Raw genomic sequence first — 16,715 nt, 5'->3', positions numbered from 1 at the left:
CGACTTCGTTGGGACAGGCGCCGACACGGGATACACCGTAGGAGAAGGCATCCGCCGTGGATCTGGATCGGAGCCGCCTGATGCTCCATATCGAATAGAAGTCTGGTCTGATCCTCCTGAAGCCGGCGGCGAGCTTCTTGAGACGATATCGCGGTCGACGGTCTTTGCAGTGTCTGTCGCGGCGCTCAAGGCGGCCGTCCGCGAGCGACCCGGAAAAGTCCTCGTCCACCTCAACCAGAGACATCGCATGACGTGCGAGCGCGCACCGGATCCGCCGCTCCCTCTCTGCCGAGGCCGACCAGGCGGCGGGATCGGCCGTTTTCTCCCTTCGACAGACTCCGGACGACTGCCTCACGCTCGACAAGCTCGAGCAATGGTATCTGCTCGGCGGTAGCTGCCAAAACTGTCACCATGTCGGCTGGCTCGACCGTTGGGACATCGGACGTCGATTTGGCAGAAAGGTGCTCATTGTGACGTTGATGCCGCGGTTACGCTGCACGACATGTGGTAACAATCGTGGAAACACTCTGAAGCTCGGTAAGATCAAGCGATAGCGATCGTGCTCTTTTAACGCTTCCGGAAGAAATGGGGCTCCCAAACGATTAGGGTCCGTATAGCGTCGACTCCCGTGTTCAACAGGAGTGCTGCGTATGACGATCTTCACATCTCGCGACCCTGCAAGCCGCGCCGCTGGCGAGCTTGCACTAATCACCGCCGGCATCGTGGGCAGTCTCGGGGACGCGCATGCCGCTGGTCTCCAGGCTGCCGAAGAGCGCCGTGAGAAGCGCGCGGCGTACCGCTACGCGTGTGAGTTGGCTGAAGCTCGCGGTCGCGCTGATGAACTCGGGCGGGTCGCCATTCGTGCTGTCCGCCACGTCGCCGCACTCGAAGCTGAAGTCCGTCGTCTCTGCATTGCGCTCGAACAGCGGCAGGCTCACATCGACCGTCTGCGCGGAGCAGCCGCATGAGCATCATCCCAGACTTGTCCAACGAAGGCCTCGTGAAGCAGTTTGGGGATATATTGTTCGAAATTCCCGAGCTTTGGGACGCGTTGCGCCGCTTCGAACTGCAAAACCGCCCTGTGAAGGGCGGCTTCAAGATGTCAGTGAAGGGTGCTGACAAATTTGGGATTCGGATTGGGTATTCCCGGGACGAGAAATAGCTCTCGGAACCGCGCGCTGATGAATTCGCGCTTCGCCTCTTCATTCTCTTCGTCGCTCGGGATCGCATAGATCTCGGGCGTTTCCATTTCTGGCGCTGCCTTCGGGTAGCTCGGGAGCACTTCCTTCGCTTCCAGGCTCCGCGCGCAGCCGCTCGGTGTCGACATGCCGAGCTTGTCGAGATCCTCGTCCGATAGCCGCAGCAGCCAGTCCTGTTCCTCCATGTCGAGCGCGGAAAGATCCATCGTTGCGCGGCCGGCAGCATCAGCACTTGCGTAGGCGCGGACGACCTCTGCAGGCGACATCTCCCGGGTGATCGCGTCGACGGCGGCTTCCTGTTCCTCGGCGAGCTTCTTCGCGTCATCGACGTCTTCTTTCTGGATGTTTTCGAATCCTTCTGCCCGCGGCGGCGTGAGCATGCCGAGCCATCTCAGTAGCGGCCCGAATACGACGGCGAGGAGCCCTATGGCGGCGTTGAGCCACTCGAGCGGATTCAGCAAGCTCCACATCGATTTCTTCTTCCCAATCATGACGACACCTCCTTGTTCGATGAGGTCAGAGTCCTGCCGGCGGCCGAAAGCGACAAACGGTCGAAAACATCATGGATAAATCCGTGAACAATTGTCGGATAAACCGAAGGCCGTTAACCTAAGTAATTGTTGACAATGAATTTTTTGGATTTTCACTCTTGCCTGTATCGGCTGACGGATACAGCATTGTCATATCAGCGCCCTTAAGGCGCTAAGACAAGGAGATCTGAAATGACTACCGTGACACTTTACAAGACGCATTCCGGTTTCGCGAACGTCGCTGACGATTGGTCGCTCGACGGAGGTGGCGCAAACGAGTACCGCGGCGACTACAGTCAGGACTTCGTACTGCCCGCCCGCGTAACTCTGGCCAAGACCATTTTTGGATTCCCGGCGCTCTTCGACGGGGAAGGCGAATATGTCCACCTCAGCATCAATAAAAGCGGTCAGCCGATCGTATTGATCGGCTTCGACTGGCACGCCCTACAAGCCGTCTGACGATGGCTCCGTTGGCCGGAGCCGAAACCTCCTCCGGGAGGTCGCGGTAGCCAAAATCACACAGATGACAACGACGACCGTGGGAACGCACCAAAAACACCAGGGAGAGTCTGAATTGGAACTACAAATCTTCGTCGAGCCGCCGCAGGAAGTGCAGCCGACTTACCACCTCACGATCGGTGAAATCACCGCGCATTATCGTGATGTCATGAGTGTCCTGGACGCGCACGGCGTGTCGCATGACGAGGCCGCTCGTCATGTTGGCCTGTCACCGACGACGCTGACGGCATACGGCCGCGGCTACGGCACGGCTGCCCACCGTCGGATCCCAGTGGAAACCTTCGACAGGATCCGGGATCTTGCCGTCGATGCCTACTGGAAGGCGGCCGCGCATCCATATCGGGTCGAGCAAGCCGGCAGTGCGGAACGCTTCTATTTGATTCCGACCTGGCACGCGCACGACAACGCCGGGCTCGTCCGTGATCGGCATCCGCATCCCCTGAGGATCCGGGAGGTCGCCGATAAGCTCGGCGGTCAGGTCACGCAGGCATGGGCTGTCGGCATTCCGACGCGCGAGAGCGTGAAACCACCACCACTCGATGCGAAGGCTTCCCTGCGGAGCCGCTGGAGGATCGGCGCTTGGCAGCTACGCGACCAATTCGATTACCTCGGCCGCGCTGCGGACGAGGCGGATGCGACCCTCTGCGGGATCGCGGACTGCTGCCGATATAGCCTGTGGTCTTTCTCGACGGAGTACCGACCATGGATGACGCAGGTGACGACATCGCAAGTGGAGCGCCTCGAAGCCGCGGTCGCCGACATCGAGCGTGGCGACGAAATCCAGCCATTCGAATCCGCTGTGCAGCGCGCGATGGCCGACCTGGAGGATTTCTGATGCGGGTGTTGTCCACCTTCTCCGGCATCAGCGCCGCCTCGGTCGCCTGGAAGCCCCTCGGATACGGTTTCGTCGGGTACTGCGAGCCGGCAGCGTTTCAGTGCCATGTCCTCAATCAGCGTTGTAATGCGACGGCTCCGAAATACCTGCCGCATGGCAAGGGTTTCGAGCGTCGGAAGTACGGATCCATCCCCGGCGGGTCCGTCGTCAATTTTGGCGACATCACGCAGATCACCGACGACGACCTCCGCGCGCTCGGCCAGATCGACGTGCTCGAGGGAGGGTCGCCGTGCCAGGCGTTTTCGATCTCCGGACTTCGCAAGGGCCTGGGCGACGACCGCGGAAATCTAACCCTGGCATTCGCGAAACTGGCTGCGCGGATGCGGGAAATTAATGGCCTCAGATTCGTGATCTGGGAAAACGTGAAAGGAGTTCTCAGTGACAAAACCAATGGATTCGGATGTCTTCTGGCTGGCCTCGCCGGTAGCGGGTCGGGAGGACATCCTGTGGAGTCGCCAAGGGGCGGATGGACGAATGCTGGTCATGTGCTTTCAAGAGACGAGCATGGAAATGCCGACGTCTCCATCTGCTGGAGAACCCTGGACTCTCAATATTTCGAAGTCCCACAACGCCGGGAGCGCGTGTTCCTTGTCGCAAGCTTTGACGGAGCCGTCGACGCAGGAAGCATATTCGCTGAGCGAGACTGCGAAAACCGGGATCCTTCGTCGCGCCGCGGCCCGCAACAAGCAGATGCCGGCAGCCGTGAGATCGGCTCTGGAGACCTGATCTGGCCTCCGGTGCTCGGCACGCTCAATGCGAGCGGAGCCGGAATGTCTCGCCCGGCGGGTCAGGGCAATGAGCTCGATTTCGTCCTCGTTTTCTCCGACGGCACCGTTCGCCGACCGACCCCACTCGAATGCGAGCGTGCGCAGGGCTTTCCGGATGGATGGACGGATGTCGCGGTTGGCGGGCGCGCGACTCTCGACATCGAGCGGTATCGTGGGGTCGGGAATTCGATGTCGGTGCCCGTCATGGAATTTGTGGGCTACCGGCTGCTGAAGGCCGTGGAAGCCGCTGAACAGGAAAGGATGGCGGCATGAGCAAGCGCGTTGCGAAAGCTGCGGCAAAGCAAGCCGCATACGAAGAGACCATGACATCGCAGTCGACGAAGCCGAAAGTCTCAAAGTCGCGCTGGATCAAGCACACTTGGGACGAGAAGACCGACACCTTGCGAACGCAATGGCAGCCCGGGTTCTTTCCACGAGCCAGCCAACACTGGCACCGCGAAGGCAGCCTGGACGAGATCGAGCAGCGAGAGAATGCCGGGCAGCGGGAGATGTTTTGATGACCAGGAAGAATCATTTTGCCAAACGGCTCGAGCGTGCTGCACACTGGAAGCAATCGTTGCGAGATCAGGAACAGCAGGAGCCGGAGGAAACCGAAGGCCGATGGCAGCGGACGGCGCGGATATGGGAGCGGATCGAAAAGCAAATGGATGAGCAGAAATGACAGAGGCCGGGATCAACTCATCGGCCTCTTCACTTTGAAGCTGTTGTTGCAGGCTTCCTCTTGATCACGAGCTTCGGCTTGGTAACCCGCTTGAATTTGACATCATAGGAGTCGATGTCCATCTGGTAGACCCGGATATCGGCCTTCGTCATCGCATTCAGGATTGCTTTCTTGTGATCCGCCTTGATCCTTGAACCCAAGTAAACGGCGGTTACGCATTCGCCCTTTCGATATGAGGCAGGGCCACGTTCAGGGCGAATGAGGCGCCACTCACGTTCGCCCGCCCATTTTATAGACTTACATGAAAGAATGAGCTTGGCTCGGTTTGATGCCGTTTCGTAGTTCCGAAGAAGGATGGGTGCCTGCTCGTTGTACGTCATCTTCACAAACTCGCAGTTCTTCGGAAGATGGGAGAGCAGCGACTTCATGCCGTAGGCCACGCACATCCCTTCGAAATTGCTTGCATAGTGCGCCCACATGGGCTCGTGCGACTTGCTCTCGGAAAACGAAGCGATACCGAACCCGTTCAGCGCGTCTCGAACCTCCGTGATGCTGCGGCCGTAGCTCTTGCTCTCTTTGAGCAGGGCGCTCTCTCGATGGTTTCCTTCCATCGGGTCGTTCATCTCCGTATAGGTCGGGCAGAACACGTACCTGTCGGTGATTGCCTTGATCTCGCGCTCCAGGATGTCGTCCGTGAGCGGACGAAGGCGATAGAGCGTGCTTGGTCGGCTGTATGCTTCAATTGTCGCCATGGAGTTGCCTTTCCGTCAGGTTGAAGCGGCAGTTATGGAACAACTTTATCGAGGCGTTCAAGGTCTCCAGCCGCAGATCTTCGCACCCGTTCCGATCGCTCGAGAAGCCGCAGTGCCGCCCTGTAGACACCGTTTCGACATCTCGGCCGTCGTCCTCCGGCCATCGAGTCAGGGATGGAGCAACGCGTATGGAGCAGGAACGGACCCGGAACTATCTTGTTAATGTTCTCTTTATGTTCTATGGATAAAATTCTGTCGAGATGTCAGAGAGATTCCCAGATGACGCGAGGTGATTCTATGTCCGAGTTCTCCACGCTCCGCCAGAAGGCTGGCTTGAGCGTTCCTGAGGCGGCCAAGCAACTGGGCTACAACGAGCGACAAGTCTACAGGTGGGAATCGGGGGAGAACGTTCCGCGCAAGGTCGTCATGGACAAGCTCGAATCCTTAAGGCTAGAGCGTTGTGGTGTTGCTCCGGACCATTCCTTCACGTTCATTGATTTGTTCGCCGGAATTGGTGGGCTGCGTCGTGGATTTGACTCAATCGGGGGCAAGTGCGTGTTCACCTGCGAGTGGGACAAACATTCCCAGCAGACCTATCGCGCCAATTTCCCGGACGACGATCATGAGATCTGGGGGGATATCCGGCAACTCAGGGAACAGGACATCCCTCAGCACGATGTTCTCTTGGCAGGATTTCCATGCCAGAGCTTCTCGATCGCAGGGGTTTCGAAGAAGAATGCCCTCAACCGACCGCACGGATTCGCATGCGAGACTCAGGGGACGCTCTTCTTCGAGATTCAGCGAATCCTTGCTTACCATCGACCCAAGGCCTTCTTGCTCGAGAATGTCAAAAACCTCGTTAACCACGACAAAGGGAGGACATTCGCCGTCATCCGCGATGTCCTTGAGAACCAGCTTGGCTACACGATCCAGTTCAAGATTCTCGACGCTAAGTCATGGCTGCCGCAGCACCGCGAGCGCATCTTTATCGTCGGCTTCCGCACGGACCAAGGATTCAGCTTCAACGACCTGCAGATCCCCGACGTCCTCAAAGGGCCAACCCTCAAGACAATCCTTCACCCCGAGAACGGAGAAGAGGCGCCGGAAAAGCCTTTCACGGATGGCAACATCGGACGTGTTTCCAACAAGTATGTGCTGAGCGACAAGCTCTGGGCATATCTTCAGGCCTATGCTCAGAAGCATAAGGCGGCAGGTAATGGTTTCGGCTTTGGTCTGTTCGGTCGGGAAGGCATCGCTCGTACGCTGTCCGCCCGGTATCACAAGGATGGTAGTGAGATTCTCATCAGCCGTGGCGACGGCAGCAACCCCCGCCGTCTGACCCCTCGCGAGTGTGCTCGTCTGATGGGCTTCGACGGCCCGGGCGAAAGCAATTTCAGAATCCCTGTCTCCGATACGCAAGCCTACCGTCAGTTCGGGAATAGCGTTGCTGTGCCCGCGGTGAAGGCGGTGGCAGAACTCATGAAGCCCTACATCTTAGACTACCAAGAAATCGAGGACGTGATCCGCAAGCGCGCGTAATGGTCGACATCGTCAGCCCCGAGAAACGCAGCCAGATGATGGCTGGCATAAAAGGCAAAGATACTAAGCCGGAAATCGCTATCCGAAAGGCACTGTTTGCTCTCGGATGGCGATATCGTATCCATGATAAGCGACTTCCTGGAAAACCTGACCTCGTCTTCCCTTCGCGCATGGCGGTGATTTTTGTCGAGGGCTGCTACTGGCATGGCCACGACTGCCACTTGTTCAAGCTGCCGTCCTCCAGAACCGAATTCTGGGGGAGCAAGATCGAGGGCAACCAACAGCGCGACGTCCGCGTCCGCGAGGAACTTCGGACTTTGGGATGGCGACATCTGACGGTATGGGAATGCGCGCTTAAAGGGAGAACCAGATTGCCTTTTCCCGAGCTCATCGACACGATCGTTGCGTGGCTCGAATCACCTGAGCCATCGGGGGAAATAGAGGGACTTAGGCATGGCGTTGGCGGATCTGACCGACTGGATGGATGAGTTCGGCCGCCCCGGATTCGTCTGGTACGCCAAGCGCCTGTCCGGGAACGACACCCTGGCCAACAAAAGCCATCAGGCTGGGCCTTACATTCCCAAAGAATTCCTGTTCGAGATGGTGCCGAGCATCAAGAAGCCGGAAGTTCTGAACCCCGATGCCAAATTCGAGCTGTATGTCGACTCTCACCCGGATGTGCAGACCATCAGAGCGATCTGGTACAATTCGAAGCTTCACGGAAAGACCCGCAACGAAACGCGGCTGACCGGGTTCGGCGGAGCGCAGTCAGCACTGCTGGATCCCGATAGCACAGGCGCACTTGCGGTCTTCGCGTTCAGACCAGAAACTGACGCTACCCCGGCCGATTGCCACGTATGGGTGTGCGGCGGCGAAGGGACAGAGGCTGATCTGATTGAAGAGCGCTTGGGCCCTGTCGAACCAAAGATACCGGTAATCTGGCGGCCTGGCGTGTCCGAGCCGCAGGCTGATCTCTTCAGTTGGTCTCCCCCGTCGCGGGCATCGTGCTGGCTGCAGCCGCATGAGATCCCGGCCGAGTGGCTCATTCAGTTTCCTACGGGGCGCGAGATCATTGCGAAAACCATCGCATTGCGATCGGCAACCGGAACGACTGCTGACGTGCGCCTGCTGCGCCGAAGGACATGCGAGTTCGAAATCTTCAAGTCGATCGAGGAAGCAAGCTGGCTGCCGAAAATCAAAGAAGGCTTTCATTCGATCGATGGTTTTCTCGGGCTCGCGAACACGATCTTGCAGAGCCGAAAATCCCGAGCGGGCAAGTCCTTGGAGTATCATACTGCTGCCATCCTTGAGGAGGAAGGCCTCGCCCCGGGGACTGCATTCGTCCACAACCCGGTTATCGAGACCAACAAAAGGCCGGACTTCCTGTTTCCTAGTATTGCAGCCTACGAAGATCCGGCATTCCCGTCCGGTCGGCTCCGCATGCTGGCCGCCAAGACGACCTGCAAGGATCGATGGCGACAGATCATCAACGAAGCGGACAGGATACAGACCAAACATCTTCTCACGCTACAGGAAGGCGTGTCGGAGGCGCAATTCCGTGAAATGACGGAAGCCGGCGTGCGGTTGGTGGTTCCCTCAGGAATTCATGATGCCTATCCTGAGACGGTGCGACCTCATCTCATCACGTTCGAAGAATTCATCGGCGATGTTCGTACAGCGTGACCCCACATCGAGTGGCTCAACCGACATGACCGACGCGCCGATCTACGTTCCTATTCCGAGAGACCTCTACAACGAGATTATCGTGAGGTTTCATGGTGCTGTAGATCCTGTGGAGTTCATCACTCGGCAGGCCAGACAGCTCGTGCGTTGTAAAGCGGTTCCATTCAGCCCACCCGAAAATCTATCTCCGGGATGGCGCTTGTCGACATTGGAGGAACTTGAAAGGAGCACCGCCGGACACAACTGGGAAGAAGTTTTTTTGTTGAATGGCTCTAAGCTTCTGTTGCCGTGGAGAGGGCATTGTTACCAAGCAAAGGTGTATGACACGCGGATAAGAGCTTCAGGCTGGCTTTTCGATACGGTTCGCGACTGGTTCATCTTTGTCACTGACGCTGAAGATAAGGACGAATGGAAATACGTCGAGGTTAAGCGTTCCAACAAAAATGAAGATTTCTGTCAGGCAGCGCAATTGCGGCAGCAGTCTGCGAAGCAATCGCGCCGGATTTGCGACATTGCTAGTCGGTCACGCGGTTGAGGATCTCCTGCATCTTTCTGATGATGGTGAGATCAAAATTGCTTTCCGGTAACGCGTCAGTGTCATCCCCCTCCCAGCCAGTGTCATCAGAATCCACTCCCAGCGCCATGTTACTTGCGGTAGCATCGATTGATATGAAGGCCGCACCGGGCGCGATTTCGATCCCGAACATCGCGTAGACAAAAGCTGCAGCCTTGCTCAACGTCGATATGAAAAGTACGACCAGACTTCCATCGGTCTTCAGCCCGATGATGATGGTATCACCGGGCATGGCGCGCTTGGTTACAGGATTGTCGTAGTAGTAGAGGCGGTACTCCGAGCGCGTTGGATGTCGAGCTCTCGCATCATACCAGGTAAGGGAGCCATCTGAGCGAGCTATTTCGCCACCGTCTTCCAATCGCAAGAACAGAGCTTTGAAGCGTTGAGGCTGTTCCGTTCCGAAAAGGCCGATGAGAGCGCGGGATCCATTGAACTCATGCTGGTTGGATCTTGAGGAGTCCGTTTCCACAACGCTCAAAAGCTTCACAACAACGCCGCAAAACCGCGACGAGCTCATCTGGAAAGCTCCGGAAGCCCCGACGGCGGACTATTGAACGGCGCGTTCAGTACGACCCTGAGGCACTCCTCCTTCTTTGCCCATTCTGAGATCTGTCTCGATCCGGCTGTCTGCCGGAGTACCTCTTCCACGCTGGAAACAATATCACCAATATAGGAATGTAGTTGCGGTGAAACTGACTGGCGTTGCCAGATCGCATCGAGCGCGAGCCGTCCCTTGGTAAGGTGAGATAGGACGGTAATGGAGTATACCGTTATGTTCGCTTTGGCTTGTGGATAGCCCCGTGAATTGACAATCTTATGGGTGGTCTTGAAGATAATCGCCTTGGCGATCATTTCCTTATAGGCTGATACATCCGGCATGATCTCTGAGGCATCGTCCGCCATGAAGCGGTCAAAGTTCTTCTGGTTGCCCAAGGAGACGAGATCAGCCCTGCCTGCCCATGCCTGCAAATACTTTGCGAGATCGGTTTTGGTGATCTTGCGTGCAGGAGGGATGCTATCCTTGAGTTTCTTCAGCTTGGAGGGGGTGGTGCCCTCGCGGGCAAGCAGCACATTGTAGCTGCCGGCTGCGCGCTCATAAAACCATCGCCCCGTTCCGTCCGGCAAATAGGTTGAATTGGCGAGCTTCTCTACTTCGACATGGAAGGGCTTGTTCGCGGAGAGGTCGCTTACTTTTACCGCATTCTGACTGTTGGCGAACTTCGAGATGTCCCCGATCAGGGCTTCCTCCGCTTCAGGGTCATGGCGATGAAGAACAATAATCTTGGCGGGGACGCGCACCCGGGACAGATCCGTTTCCGGGTTTCGGCGCTTCGTGAAATAGATCGACGCGGTGGTCTGTCCACCATTCACAATTTGCATGCCCTTCAGCCAGGACAGTCCGGTGGAACCATCCAATGCCTTCCCGAGACTCACCTCATCGGCAATCACGACGATCCCGTTGTTGTATGCCATAAAGCGTTCAGGCGTGTCTCTGAGTGTTTCCCGAATACCCTTGTTCACTTTCCCCGTCTGGCTCAGGAATGATCGGACGTTCGCTTCAAGGAGGCGCGCGCCATATCGCTCATAAAGCAAGCGGAGGGCTTGCCCGGGGATCGCGGTCAATGCGTAGTCGTAGTCCTCGTTCTCGCCCGGCACGTAAACGCAAGGAAGCGGCGTTCCGCAGACCTCCTCAAAATTCACAACAAGTTCGTCTCTCGGTTTTCCCTCGGACCAATGACGATGGAGTCGCTCGATATCCATGACTTCGAGCTTTACCGCTTTGCCGGCAACCTCACGGGCCTTGTAGATCTTGGTTTTTGTCAGCATATCCGTAAGGACGTAGACTCGCACCTGATCAAGATCTGAGTAACAGGACTTGATTGTGTGGCTGAACTCGTAAGCATCGTCGGAAGGATCGATAAGTTCCACTACACGGCCATCGGCAGACTGCCCCAGAAATTTGATGCACTGCTCGGCAACGCGTGTGACCTCTGAGTCAGGTATGCTCTCAATCTTATCCGTCGCCTTGTAAATGGTGACGAAAAGATCGACTTGGTCAGCGTCGTCCGAGACGGCGTACCCGTTTAACTTAACGTTCGATGTACCTATTTTTCGCTCGATTCGCAGAGCAGTCGGCTCGAAAGTCATCCCGCACTCTGACATGTGCTGCATCACGATCTCGGTGAATGCAGTCTCCGAGTTCAACCATGAATCCGTCGCAAGTTGCTCGTTCACCATTGCCTGAACGTCAGCCTGAGTTTGCGAAAGGAATTCTTCAAGTGTCATTACGTGTTAACTCCAAAATGCAGCAGGACTGGGCCCAGATCGTTGGAAGAGCCGTCAATCATATCGAGTTCAAGTTCATAGACCGCGCTTCTGATGGCCGTCGAAACCAACCCGCGACGAAGGCAGGGAAAATCGTCACCAACGTGAAATATTCGGCGCTGCGAAACTGAATAGCTGCGGGTGTACTCGTCAGCGCTTGAATCATCGAAACCCGCAAAAAGCAGTGACCGATTGAAGTTGCCCAGTGCTCCTGGAAAGGGCTCGAGTTCATGCCGGATGTCATCTATGAGGCTCGGCAGAGTGCGGCCCTCGTTCTGCATTGTCAGGCGTAGCGCTCCTAGAAGGACGAGTTTGCCATCGAAGGTGTCCAATTGCTCGAGCGAACTTATTGTGACTGGAAAACCTGCGGGACGTAGATTGGTTTTGATCTCGACGCCAGCGGTGTCGGTAATGAAGTCTTGTAGTCCCCCTCGCGGCCCAACCCATGATGAAAGAGCCTTGTCGGGATGAACTTGCTCGGCAAGTAGCATCTCCAAGAATGCTACTTCGCCGAACAATCCGATCTCCTCTTCCTGTGAGAGCCGACCTGCGCGAGGACGCTCCATGAAATCCTGCCAAGCCCGGATCCTGGCAATCAAAACTGAAAGGAGATACACTTCCGATCCCGCCGTAGGTGTCGAGAGAGCCTCGATTGCGTCTTCTGCCATCTGTGTGAAGAGATCAGCGATAGCACCAGGCTGCCGCTCCAATGCTACCCACAGGCTGAAACCGGGGCCAAGAGGTTCGGAAGAAACCTCCACTTTGAATCCCCGGCCAACCGGCAGCATCTGCTTTTGCGGAGGGGATTGAAGATTGAAGCCTACGAGCAATACTTCCTGATGATCGGGGTAACGGATTCCCCCTCTAAAGCGTGGTCCTGCACTTCCAAGAGCGATGCTAAGGTAGCCCGAGTCCTTACGTTCGTTGGCGAGAGCCGCCCACGCGACCTGAAGTTCGTTAGGGTCAGTCTGCACCGCCGTACTCCTGGGTCCAGAGAATGTTGGTCACACGGTATTCAACCTTCGTACCGGAGTCACTTGAGGGAAAGCTTAGGCCCATGGCGACCACCGGCGGCAATTCGTCAACCAGCTCGGCCTCTTTGGGATCCAGAACATACAGAAGGAGCAGGCCGCGTTCTGGATGTCGTTGGCCACGGACGGTGCGGATAGCCGGGCCTGACGGGTCAGTCGGGGGTGTTTCAGATTTTGATCTGGCGGGATCCGGCTTCCAACCAAGTTGTGTTAATCGTAGGGCCTCGCTGTACTCCTCACTGGACAGGTCTATTGTCTCGTCGCGGGGCGAGAGCAGCCGGCCGATCGAGTATCGGTCTGGCGCGCCCTTCGCGCTGCGCTTCAGCATTTCGATTGAAATTGTCTTCGTCACATCGAAAGTTGCCCCGCCTCGGGCGCCGATTAGGGCAACGGAGAACTCCGTTAGCTCTCCGTAAGCGTTCATTTTTGTTATGAACTCCGACAACAGGGCGTTATTGACCTTGTACGCGTCCGGATGTGTTTGATAGGCGGCCAGAAAAGCGGTGACTTGAGACGATGGAACAGAGTTCCAGAGAATGCCGCGCCATTGCTGGACGCTTCCATCTCGTTCTCGTTGAGGATTTATATCGCCCGGTCCCAATCCATCGATCAGACTGGCGAGAGCTCTGCAATTTCGTTCGAGAACTGCCGGTTCTTTGTGGAGGGTAATAGTTTCAGAAACCTGCCCGCTGAATGACAACATCAAACTCTTCGATGATCTCATCTTCAGGCGTGAAGTTACCATAAGGACAGGGTGGGATTGAACCTTCAAGCCATATTCACGAGGCGTTGCGCCAGCTTCGGCCATCAGATCAAATTCCTGACGCAGCTCCTCGGCAGCGTCCGCGATATGACCAAACCAGTCGGCCAGCTCAGAGGTCGTGTATAGTCGGCATAGATCTATGTATCCCGGGCGATATCCGAACCAGCGGCCCATCTGCATAAGGGAGTCGTACATCTTCGACGTTCGCAAGAAGTAGCTCGTGCATAGTCCTTCCAAGGTCAGGCCACGCGAGAGCTTATCACCGCCAACTGCTATAACCTTGAGCCCTTTTCGATCAGCGTAATCAAGAGCGTCCTTGGCGGTCCCGTTGATCATCCGCACATCAATGTCGTTGATGACAGACAACAGGCCGTTAAGGACGTCGTCCCAATCGGGAATTTCGGGATCACCGGAGAGGTGCGAAAAGTCTTCGGCGGCTGCTTCGGTGGTCGGGACGAAATCCTCTTCCCAAAGATTGCGCAGCCGTGTCTCGGTCTCGTTATTTCCAATGCGCCGTGTCAAGCGCTGCTTCACTTCGCGGAGGAATTCGTCAACTCGTTCGTGAACAGCCTTCTGGACGGATGTAAAACGGGTCACGTGGATCAGCATCGACGAATGCTCTTCACTCTGCCCCCGCAGATGTCGGACGGCGCACGTCAGGAGGAAAGAGTAGATCGCCTTTTCAAGCGATTCCGGAATTCCACTTTTCCGGTCAATTTTCGGGACGTAGCCGTTCTTATGCGAGTGCGGCATCCAACCGCCCTTACCATCTTCTGAAACGTGATCATCTACTTCCCTGTAGAGCGGCAGCCCGTCTGATCGCTCCGCGCCATTTTTCAGACCAAATATCTGGGCGGGGCCGATGTAGTTCGAAGGTGCAGCCAAGTTGACTATGAAAGCTGACGGGAAGAGGTCGGGGCCTTCCTCGGTCGTTGCGCCGCGCTCATGAATAAAGATGTTCGCGAAGGGTGTGGCCGTGTAACCTACATACGCGGATCGCGCGAATGTATGAAGGATCTTACGTGTGAGGCTGTTGATCGCCTTGGGCTGATAGTCCGGGTCTGGCAAGCCTTCCTCATCGAAGACCTGTTCCCCAGTGTCGACGGAGGCGTGATCAGCTTCATCATCGATCAGGAGCAATGGAAGACGCTGTATAATCTTTCGCCCGTGTTCATCTTTTCCGTCTGCCACGTGCTGCCTGAGCCAGCCCAGCAATCGCTCAAGAACGGTCTTGTTTTTCTTGACGACAAACAGCCAAGGACGCTGCTCGGGCGTGATGCCAAGGTTGTTTGCACGTGCAGTGCTGAAGTCGCCGTTGTTTGTGCGATTGGTTACGTAATTTGGGCGTATGAAGGGATCACGGTCAATCAGCCCAACACCTATCTGCCGGATGTCGTCAGCAATCGGCCGGGTTTCGTAGCCTAGAAATCCTTCATCGAGGCGCATTTGAGTCTGCGACCGAAGATTGTTGTGGAGGCCTGCGAGCACGATGACAATCTTGTATCCTGCGTCTGCGGCCTTGCATATCAATCCGGTGTAATTCCCGGTTTTACCTGATTGAACATGACCAACAACCAGCCCACGTCGATCCCATTGGCCGTCCCTGAGTGGATCCTCCAGCATATCGAGGATGGTGTCCGTCGATCGATCCAGACCGTCCACTGCTACGACTGACATTTTGGCTTCGAGGTATTCCCGGTATCTTTGCCAATACCGCCAGTCAGCCTTCCTGGCAGAATTCAGCCACGGTTTATGTCCATCGTCGCTGCTGATTTTGGTATCAATCCCGACCCATAGACTGAACCTCCTCACAAGTTCAGTCACCGCTGCGTCGCGGTCGAAGTCTTGCTTCCAAGCTGGCTTGAATGCGAGCACCTGATCGATCTTCGAATTGATGAGTGCCGGGCTGATCGGTGTACCCTCCTCATCGACTAGGAGTTCCTGTGCAAATTTGATTACGCTTTGAGTGCTCAATTCATGTTCTCCTGGATGCCGTCATCGTGTCCAGAAACGACGGCCAGTTATCAAATGGATCTGTCGTGCTGAGGTGCCTGCGTGCCTGTTCCTCGGACAAACCCTTCCGGTTCACCAAATTGTTGAAAACGGTTTGCATAACCGACCGTACTTCCTCAGGAGGTGCGCCATCGAAGCCCGTCTTCGGGGTCTCTTTGGCTTCAGCGGTATCGAGCCAGATCTGCTGGACTGGAACCGTCTCCTCAATCACGCGAAGCATGGCAATGACATCCTGCCTGAGGTCTCCCGCATGCTCCAGAACAGCGGCGATTGCCGGGTGAGTTTGATCGACCCGATATCGCATGCCGTTCTTCAATCTCTCGACCTCCCAGACGGGCGCGACGAGACCAACAGAACTGCGCCGTTCAGACTTCCCTCGAAAAGCGAAAACCCGGCGGGCGCGCTGCCTGACATCCTCGGCAAAAATGGACAGGCGTGGTCGCGCGGCATGGGGAGGGCGAGCAATCGATTTCCGGATGTCGATCTTCCAGTCCTCATCTGCTGTATTCGGTATGTCGAGGCGTATCCGGGCGAGCCTGAAAGGCTCTTCTTTAGTCCACGACCGGCCACGTCCTAAACCAAGCCAGTTACCAGCAACCAAGAGACGTTCATTGCGATACACATAAAATCCCTGTTGAGCGGTCCAACCGTCGGGACCCGCAGAGTCTTCATAAATCTTAGGTGGTAGCCGATCCTTATGAGGCAGAACAAAACCTTCGAAGTTAATACGATGACCGTCCACCACCATCGCATTTTCACCTGAGCGCCATGTATCTGCCCGTGAGCGCAAGAACGGATCCCATGGCTTGATGGAGACGTCGTTGATCTTGATGTCGATTGATTTGCGCTCCAAAAAGCGATGAAAGACCATCGAAAGGTGCTGTTCCACCCGGTCAATGACCTGCAAGAAATCCTTGTCGCTCGACCCCGGGGGCACGACCCGATCCAGAACCTCCCAGAGTACCAAGGTGCCCCGTGTGAGTGGTTCAAGGGCTGCGAAAAATTGTTCAGATCCAGGTTGGCAACCTTCCAGCAACAACCATCGCCCCTGAGGATCCGCCCGCAAAAGATCAAGATCCCATCGAAGTGTTTCCGACGTATCATCCCGTTTCGATCGGACCGTTAACCGACGCGCTTGCGAAAACGAGGCTGTTTTCAAGCCTAGGCCGAAACGTCCCAGGTCAACGAGCGAACGATCATCAGAAGGATCCTTATCCCCAAGTCGCATAGCGCGCTCAAGATCCATGGGAAGCATTCCCGATCCGTTATCCATAATGGATATCGCGCTATCCGGGCCTCGCCAGTGGAAGTTGACATTGATTACGTCAGCTTCGGCCGAGATGCTGTTGTCAATAATGTCCGCAATTGCTGTCGAGATGGAATATCCCATCCCCCGGAGGGATTCGACCATAGCACCTGCCTTCGGCGGTGCCTCTCGTGTTG

17 protein-coding genes are annotated in these 16,715 nt (G+C 56.2%); 10 read left to right on the top strand and 7 right to left on the bottom strand.

Translation table 11 applies throughout. The features are described 5' to 3' along the window. Positions 1-650 precede the first annotated feature (650 nt). Positions 651-968 (top strand): hypothetical protein, encoded by a 318-nt coding sequence (locus NXC24_RS35095; RefSeq protein ID WP_158704471.1) that lies wholly within the window; start codon positions 651-653, stop codon positions 966-968. 134 nt (positions 969-1,102) lie between these two features. On the opposite strand, the gene NXC24_RS11875 is transcribed toward NXC24_RS35095, so the two are convergent. Then, positions 1,103-1,690 (bottom strand): hypothetical protein, encoded by a 588-nt coding sequence (locus NXC24_RS11875; RefSeq protein WP_104823471.1) that lies wholly within the window; start codon positions 1,688-1,690, stop codon positions 1,103-1,105. 231 nt (positions 1,691-1,921) lie between these two features. Here NXC24_RS11875 and NXC24_RS11870 point away from each other — a divergent pair, with 231 nt between their 5' ends. From NXC24_RS11870 to NXC24_RS35085, 5 genes are all read left to right on the top strand, one after another. After that, positions 1,922-2,188 carry a hypothetical protein gene (locus tag NXC24_RS11870; protein WP_104823470.1) on the top strand — a complete coding sequence of 89 codons (267 nt, stop codon included), beginning with the start codon at positions 1,922-1,924 and terminating at the stop codon, positions 2,186-2,188. A gap of 115 nt (positions 2,189-2,303) precedes the next feature. Continuing rightward, complete coding sequence (locus tag NXC24_RS35090) at positions 2,304-3,083, top strand: hypothetical protein (RefSeq protein ID WP_158704470.1); 780 nt, start codon at positions 2,304-2,306, stop codon at positions 3,081-3,083. Continuing rightward, positions 3,083-4,183 carry a DNA cytosine methyltransferase gene (locus NXC24_RS11865; RefSeq protein WP_158704469.1) on the top strand — a complete coding sequence of 367 codons (1,101 nt, stop codon included), beginning with the start codon at positions 3,083-3,085 and terminating at the stop codon, positions 4,181-4,183. Before NXC24_RS35090 ends, NXC24_RS11865 begins: the two co-directional genes overlap by 1 nt. Then, the gene (locus NXC24_RS11860; protein ID WP_104823468.1) at positions 4,180-4,428 is read left to right on the top strand and encodes a hypothetical protein; all 249 of its coding nucleotides are present in this window, start codon (positions 4,180-4,182) and stop codon (positions 4,426-4,428) included. The genes NXC24_RS11865 and NXC24_RS11860 overlap by 4 nt, the downstream gene beginning before the upstream one ends. After that, positions 4,428-4,592: a hypothetical protein gene (locus NXC24_RS35085; RefSeq protein WP_158704468.1), complete on the top strand. Its 165-nt coding sequence runs from the start codon at positions 4,428-4,430 to the stop codon at positions 4,590-4,592. The genes NXC24_RS11860 and NXC24_RS35085 overlap by 1 nt, the downstream gene beginning before the upstream one ends. A 29-nt stretch (positions 4,593-4,621) precedes the next feature. On the opposite strand, the gene NXC24_RS11855 is transcribed toward NXC24_RS35085, so the two are convergent. Next, positions 4,622-5,344, bottom strand: coding sequence for a DUF2971 domain-containing protein (locus tag NXC24_RS11855; RefSeq protein WP_104823467.1), 723 nt, complete (start codon positions 5,342-5,344; stop codon positions 4,622-4,624). A 297-nt stretch (positions 5,345-5,641) separates the two neighbouring features. Here NXC24_RS11855 and dcm point away from each other — a divergent pair, with 297 nt between their 5' ends. Genes dcm through NXC24_RS11835 form a run of 4 tightly spaced genes read left to right on the top strand, consistent with a single transcriptional unit; the run spans position 5,642 to position 9,101 of the window. Continuing rightward, positions 5,642-6,883 (top strand): DNA (cytosine-5-)-methyltransferase, encoded by a 1,242-nt coding sequence (dcm, locus tag NXC24_RS11850; protein ID WP_104825128.1) that lies wholly within the window; start codon positions 5,642-5,644, stop codon positions 6,881-6,883. Beyond that, complete coding sequence (locus NXC24_RS11845) at positions 6,883-7,371, top strand: very short patch repair endonuclease (protein WP_104823466.1); 489 nt, start codon at positions 6,883-6,885, stop codon at positions 7,369-7,371. Before dcm ends, NXC24_RS11845 begins: the two co-directional genes overlap by 1 nt. Beyond that, on the top strand, positions 7,337-8,566 hold the full coding sequence (locus NXC24_RS11840) for a type II restriction endonuclease (RefSeq protein ID WP_104823465.1): 1,230 nt from the start codon (positions 7,337-7,339) through the stop codon (positions 8,564-8,566). The genes NXC24_RS11845 and NXC24_RS11840 overlap by 35 nt, the downstream gene beginning before the upstream one ends. Before the next feature lie 25 nt (positions 8,567-8,591). Beyond that, the gene (locus NXC24_RS11835) at positions 8,592-9,101 is read left to right on the top strand and encodes a hypothetical protein (protein ID WP_158704467.1); all 510 of its coding nucleotides are present in this window, start codon (positions 8,592-8,594) and stop codon (positions 9,099-9,101) included. On the opposite strand, the gene NXC24_RS11830 is transcribed toward NXC24_RS11835, so the two are convergent. The 5 genes from NXC24_RS11830 to NXC24_RS11810 are packed head-to-tail and all read right to left on the bottom strand — an operon-like array spanning position 9,082 to position 16,683. Beyond that, on the bottom strand, positions 9,082-9,657 hold the full coding sequence (locus NXC24_RS11830) for a hypothetical protein (RefSeq protein ID WP_104823463.1): 576 nt from the start codon (positions 9,655-9,657) through the stop codon (positions 9,082-9,084). The two genes, NXC24_RS11835 and NXC24_RS11830, sit on opposite strands and share 20 nt — an antisense overlap. Continuing rightward, complete coding sequence (locus NXC24_RS11825) at positions 9,654-11,426, bottom strand: AIPR family protein (RefSeq protein ID WP_104823462.1); 1,773 nt, start codon at positions 11,424-11,426, stop codon at positions 9,654-9,656. Before NXC24_RS11825 ends, NXC24_RS11830 begins: the two co-directional genes overlap by 4 nt. Continuing rightward, on the bottom strand, positions 11,426-12,439 hold the full coding sequence (locus tag NXC24_RS11820; RefSeq protein ID WP_104823461.1) for a PD-(D/E)XK motif protein: 1,014 nt from the start codon (positions 12,437-12,439) through the stop codon (positions 11,426-11,428). The genes NXC24_RS11825 and NXC24_RS11820 overlap by 1 nt, the downstream gene beginning before the upstream one ends. Beyond that, positions 12,429-15,233 (bottom strand): Z1 domain-containing protein, encoded by a 2,805-nt coding sequence (locus NXC24_RS11815; protein WP_104823460.1) that lies wholly within the window; start codon positions 15,231-15,233, stop codon positions 12,429-12,431. The genes NXC24_RS11820 and NXC24_RS11815 overlap by 11 nt, the downstream gene beginning before the upstream one ends. Position 15,234: 1 nt before the next feature. Further along, the gene (locus tag NXC24_RS11810; RefSeq protein WP_104823459.1) at positions 15,235-16,683 is read right to left on the bottom strand and encodes an ATP-binding protein; all 1,449 of its coding nucleotides are present in this window, start codon (positions 16,681-16,683) and stop codon (positions 15,235-15,237) included. Positions 16,684-16,715 lie beyond the last annotated feature (32 nt).

The organism is Rhizobium sp. NXC24 (assembly GCF_002944315.1).
Lineage (GTDB): Bacteria > Pseudomonadota > Alphaproteobacteria > Rhizobiales > Rhizobiaceae > Rhizobium.
Note: the sequence above shows the minus strand (reverse complement) of the source record. Positions and strands in the feature narration are given on the sequence as shown.

Excerpts from the sequence above, each read along its gene's own strand:
- NXC24_RS11860 (WP_104823468.1), top strand. The coding sequence starts at position 4,180 with ATGAGCAAGCGCGTTGCGAAAGCTGCGGCAAAGCAAGCCGCATACGAA.
- NXC24_RS11865 (WP_158704469.1), top strand. The coding sequence starts at position 3,083 with ATGCGGGTGTTGTCCACCTTCTCCGGCATCAGCGCCGCCTCGGTCGCC.
- NXC24_RS11840 (WP_104823465.1), top strand. The coding sequence starts at position 7,337 with ATGGCGTTGGCGGATCTGACCGACTGGATGGATGAGTTCGGCCGCCCC.
- NXC24_RS35095 (WP_158704471.1), top strand. The coding sequence starts at position 651 with ATGACGATCTTCACATCTCGCGACCCTGCAAGCCGCGCCGCTGGCGAG.
- NXC24_RS11830 (WP_104823463.1), bottom strand. The coding sequence starts at position 9,657 with ATGAGCTCGTCGCGGTTTTGCGGCGTTGTTGTGAAGCTTTTGAGCGTT.
- NXC24_RS11825 (WP_104823462.1), bottom strand. The coding sequence starts at position 11,426 with ATGACACTTGAAGAATTCCTTTCGCAAACTCAGGCTGACGTTCAGGCA.
- NXC24_RS11855 (WP_104823467.1), bottom strand. The coding sequence starts at position 5,344 with ATGGCGACAATTGAAGCATACAGCCGACCAAGCACGCTCTATCGCCTT.
- dcm (WP_104825128.1), top strand. The coding sequence starts at position 5,642 with ATGTCCGAGTTCTCCACGCTCCGCCAGAAGGCTGGCTTGAGCGTTCCT.
- NXC24_RS11845 (WP_104823466.1), top strand. The coding sequence starts at position 6,883 with ATGGTCGACATCGTCAGCCCCGAGAAACGCAGCCAGATGATGGCTGGC.
- NXC24_RS11875 (WP_104823471.1), bottom strand. The coding sequence starts at position 1,690 with ATGATTGGGAAGAAGAAATCGATGTGGAGCTTGCTGAATCCGCTCGAG.
- NXC24_RS11810 (WP_104823459.1), bottom strand. The coding sequence starts at position 16,683 with ATGGTCGAATCCCTCCGGGGGATGGGATATTCCATCTCGACAGCAATT.
- NXC24_RS35085 (WP_158704468.1), top strand. The coding sequence starts at position 4,428 with ATGACCAGGAAGAATCATTTTGCCAAACGGCTCGAGCGTGCTGCACAC.
- NXC24_RS11870 (WP_104823470.1), top strand. The coding sequence starts at position 1,922 with ATGACTACCGTGACACTTTACAAGACGCATTCCGGTTTCGCGAACGTC.
- NXC24_RS11835 (WP_158704467.1), top strand. The coding sequence starts at position 8,592 with ATGACCGACGCGCCGATCTACGTTCCTATTCCGAGAGACCTCTACAAC.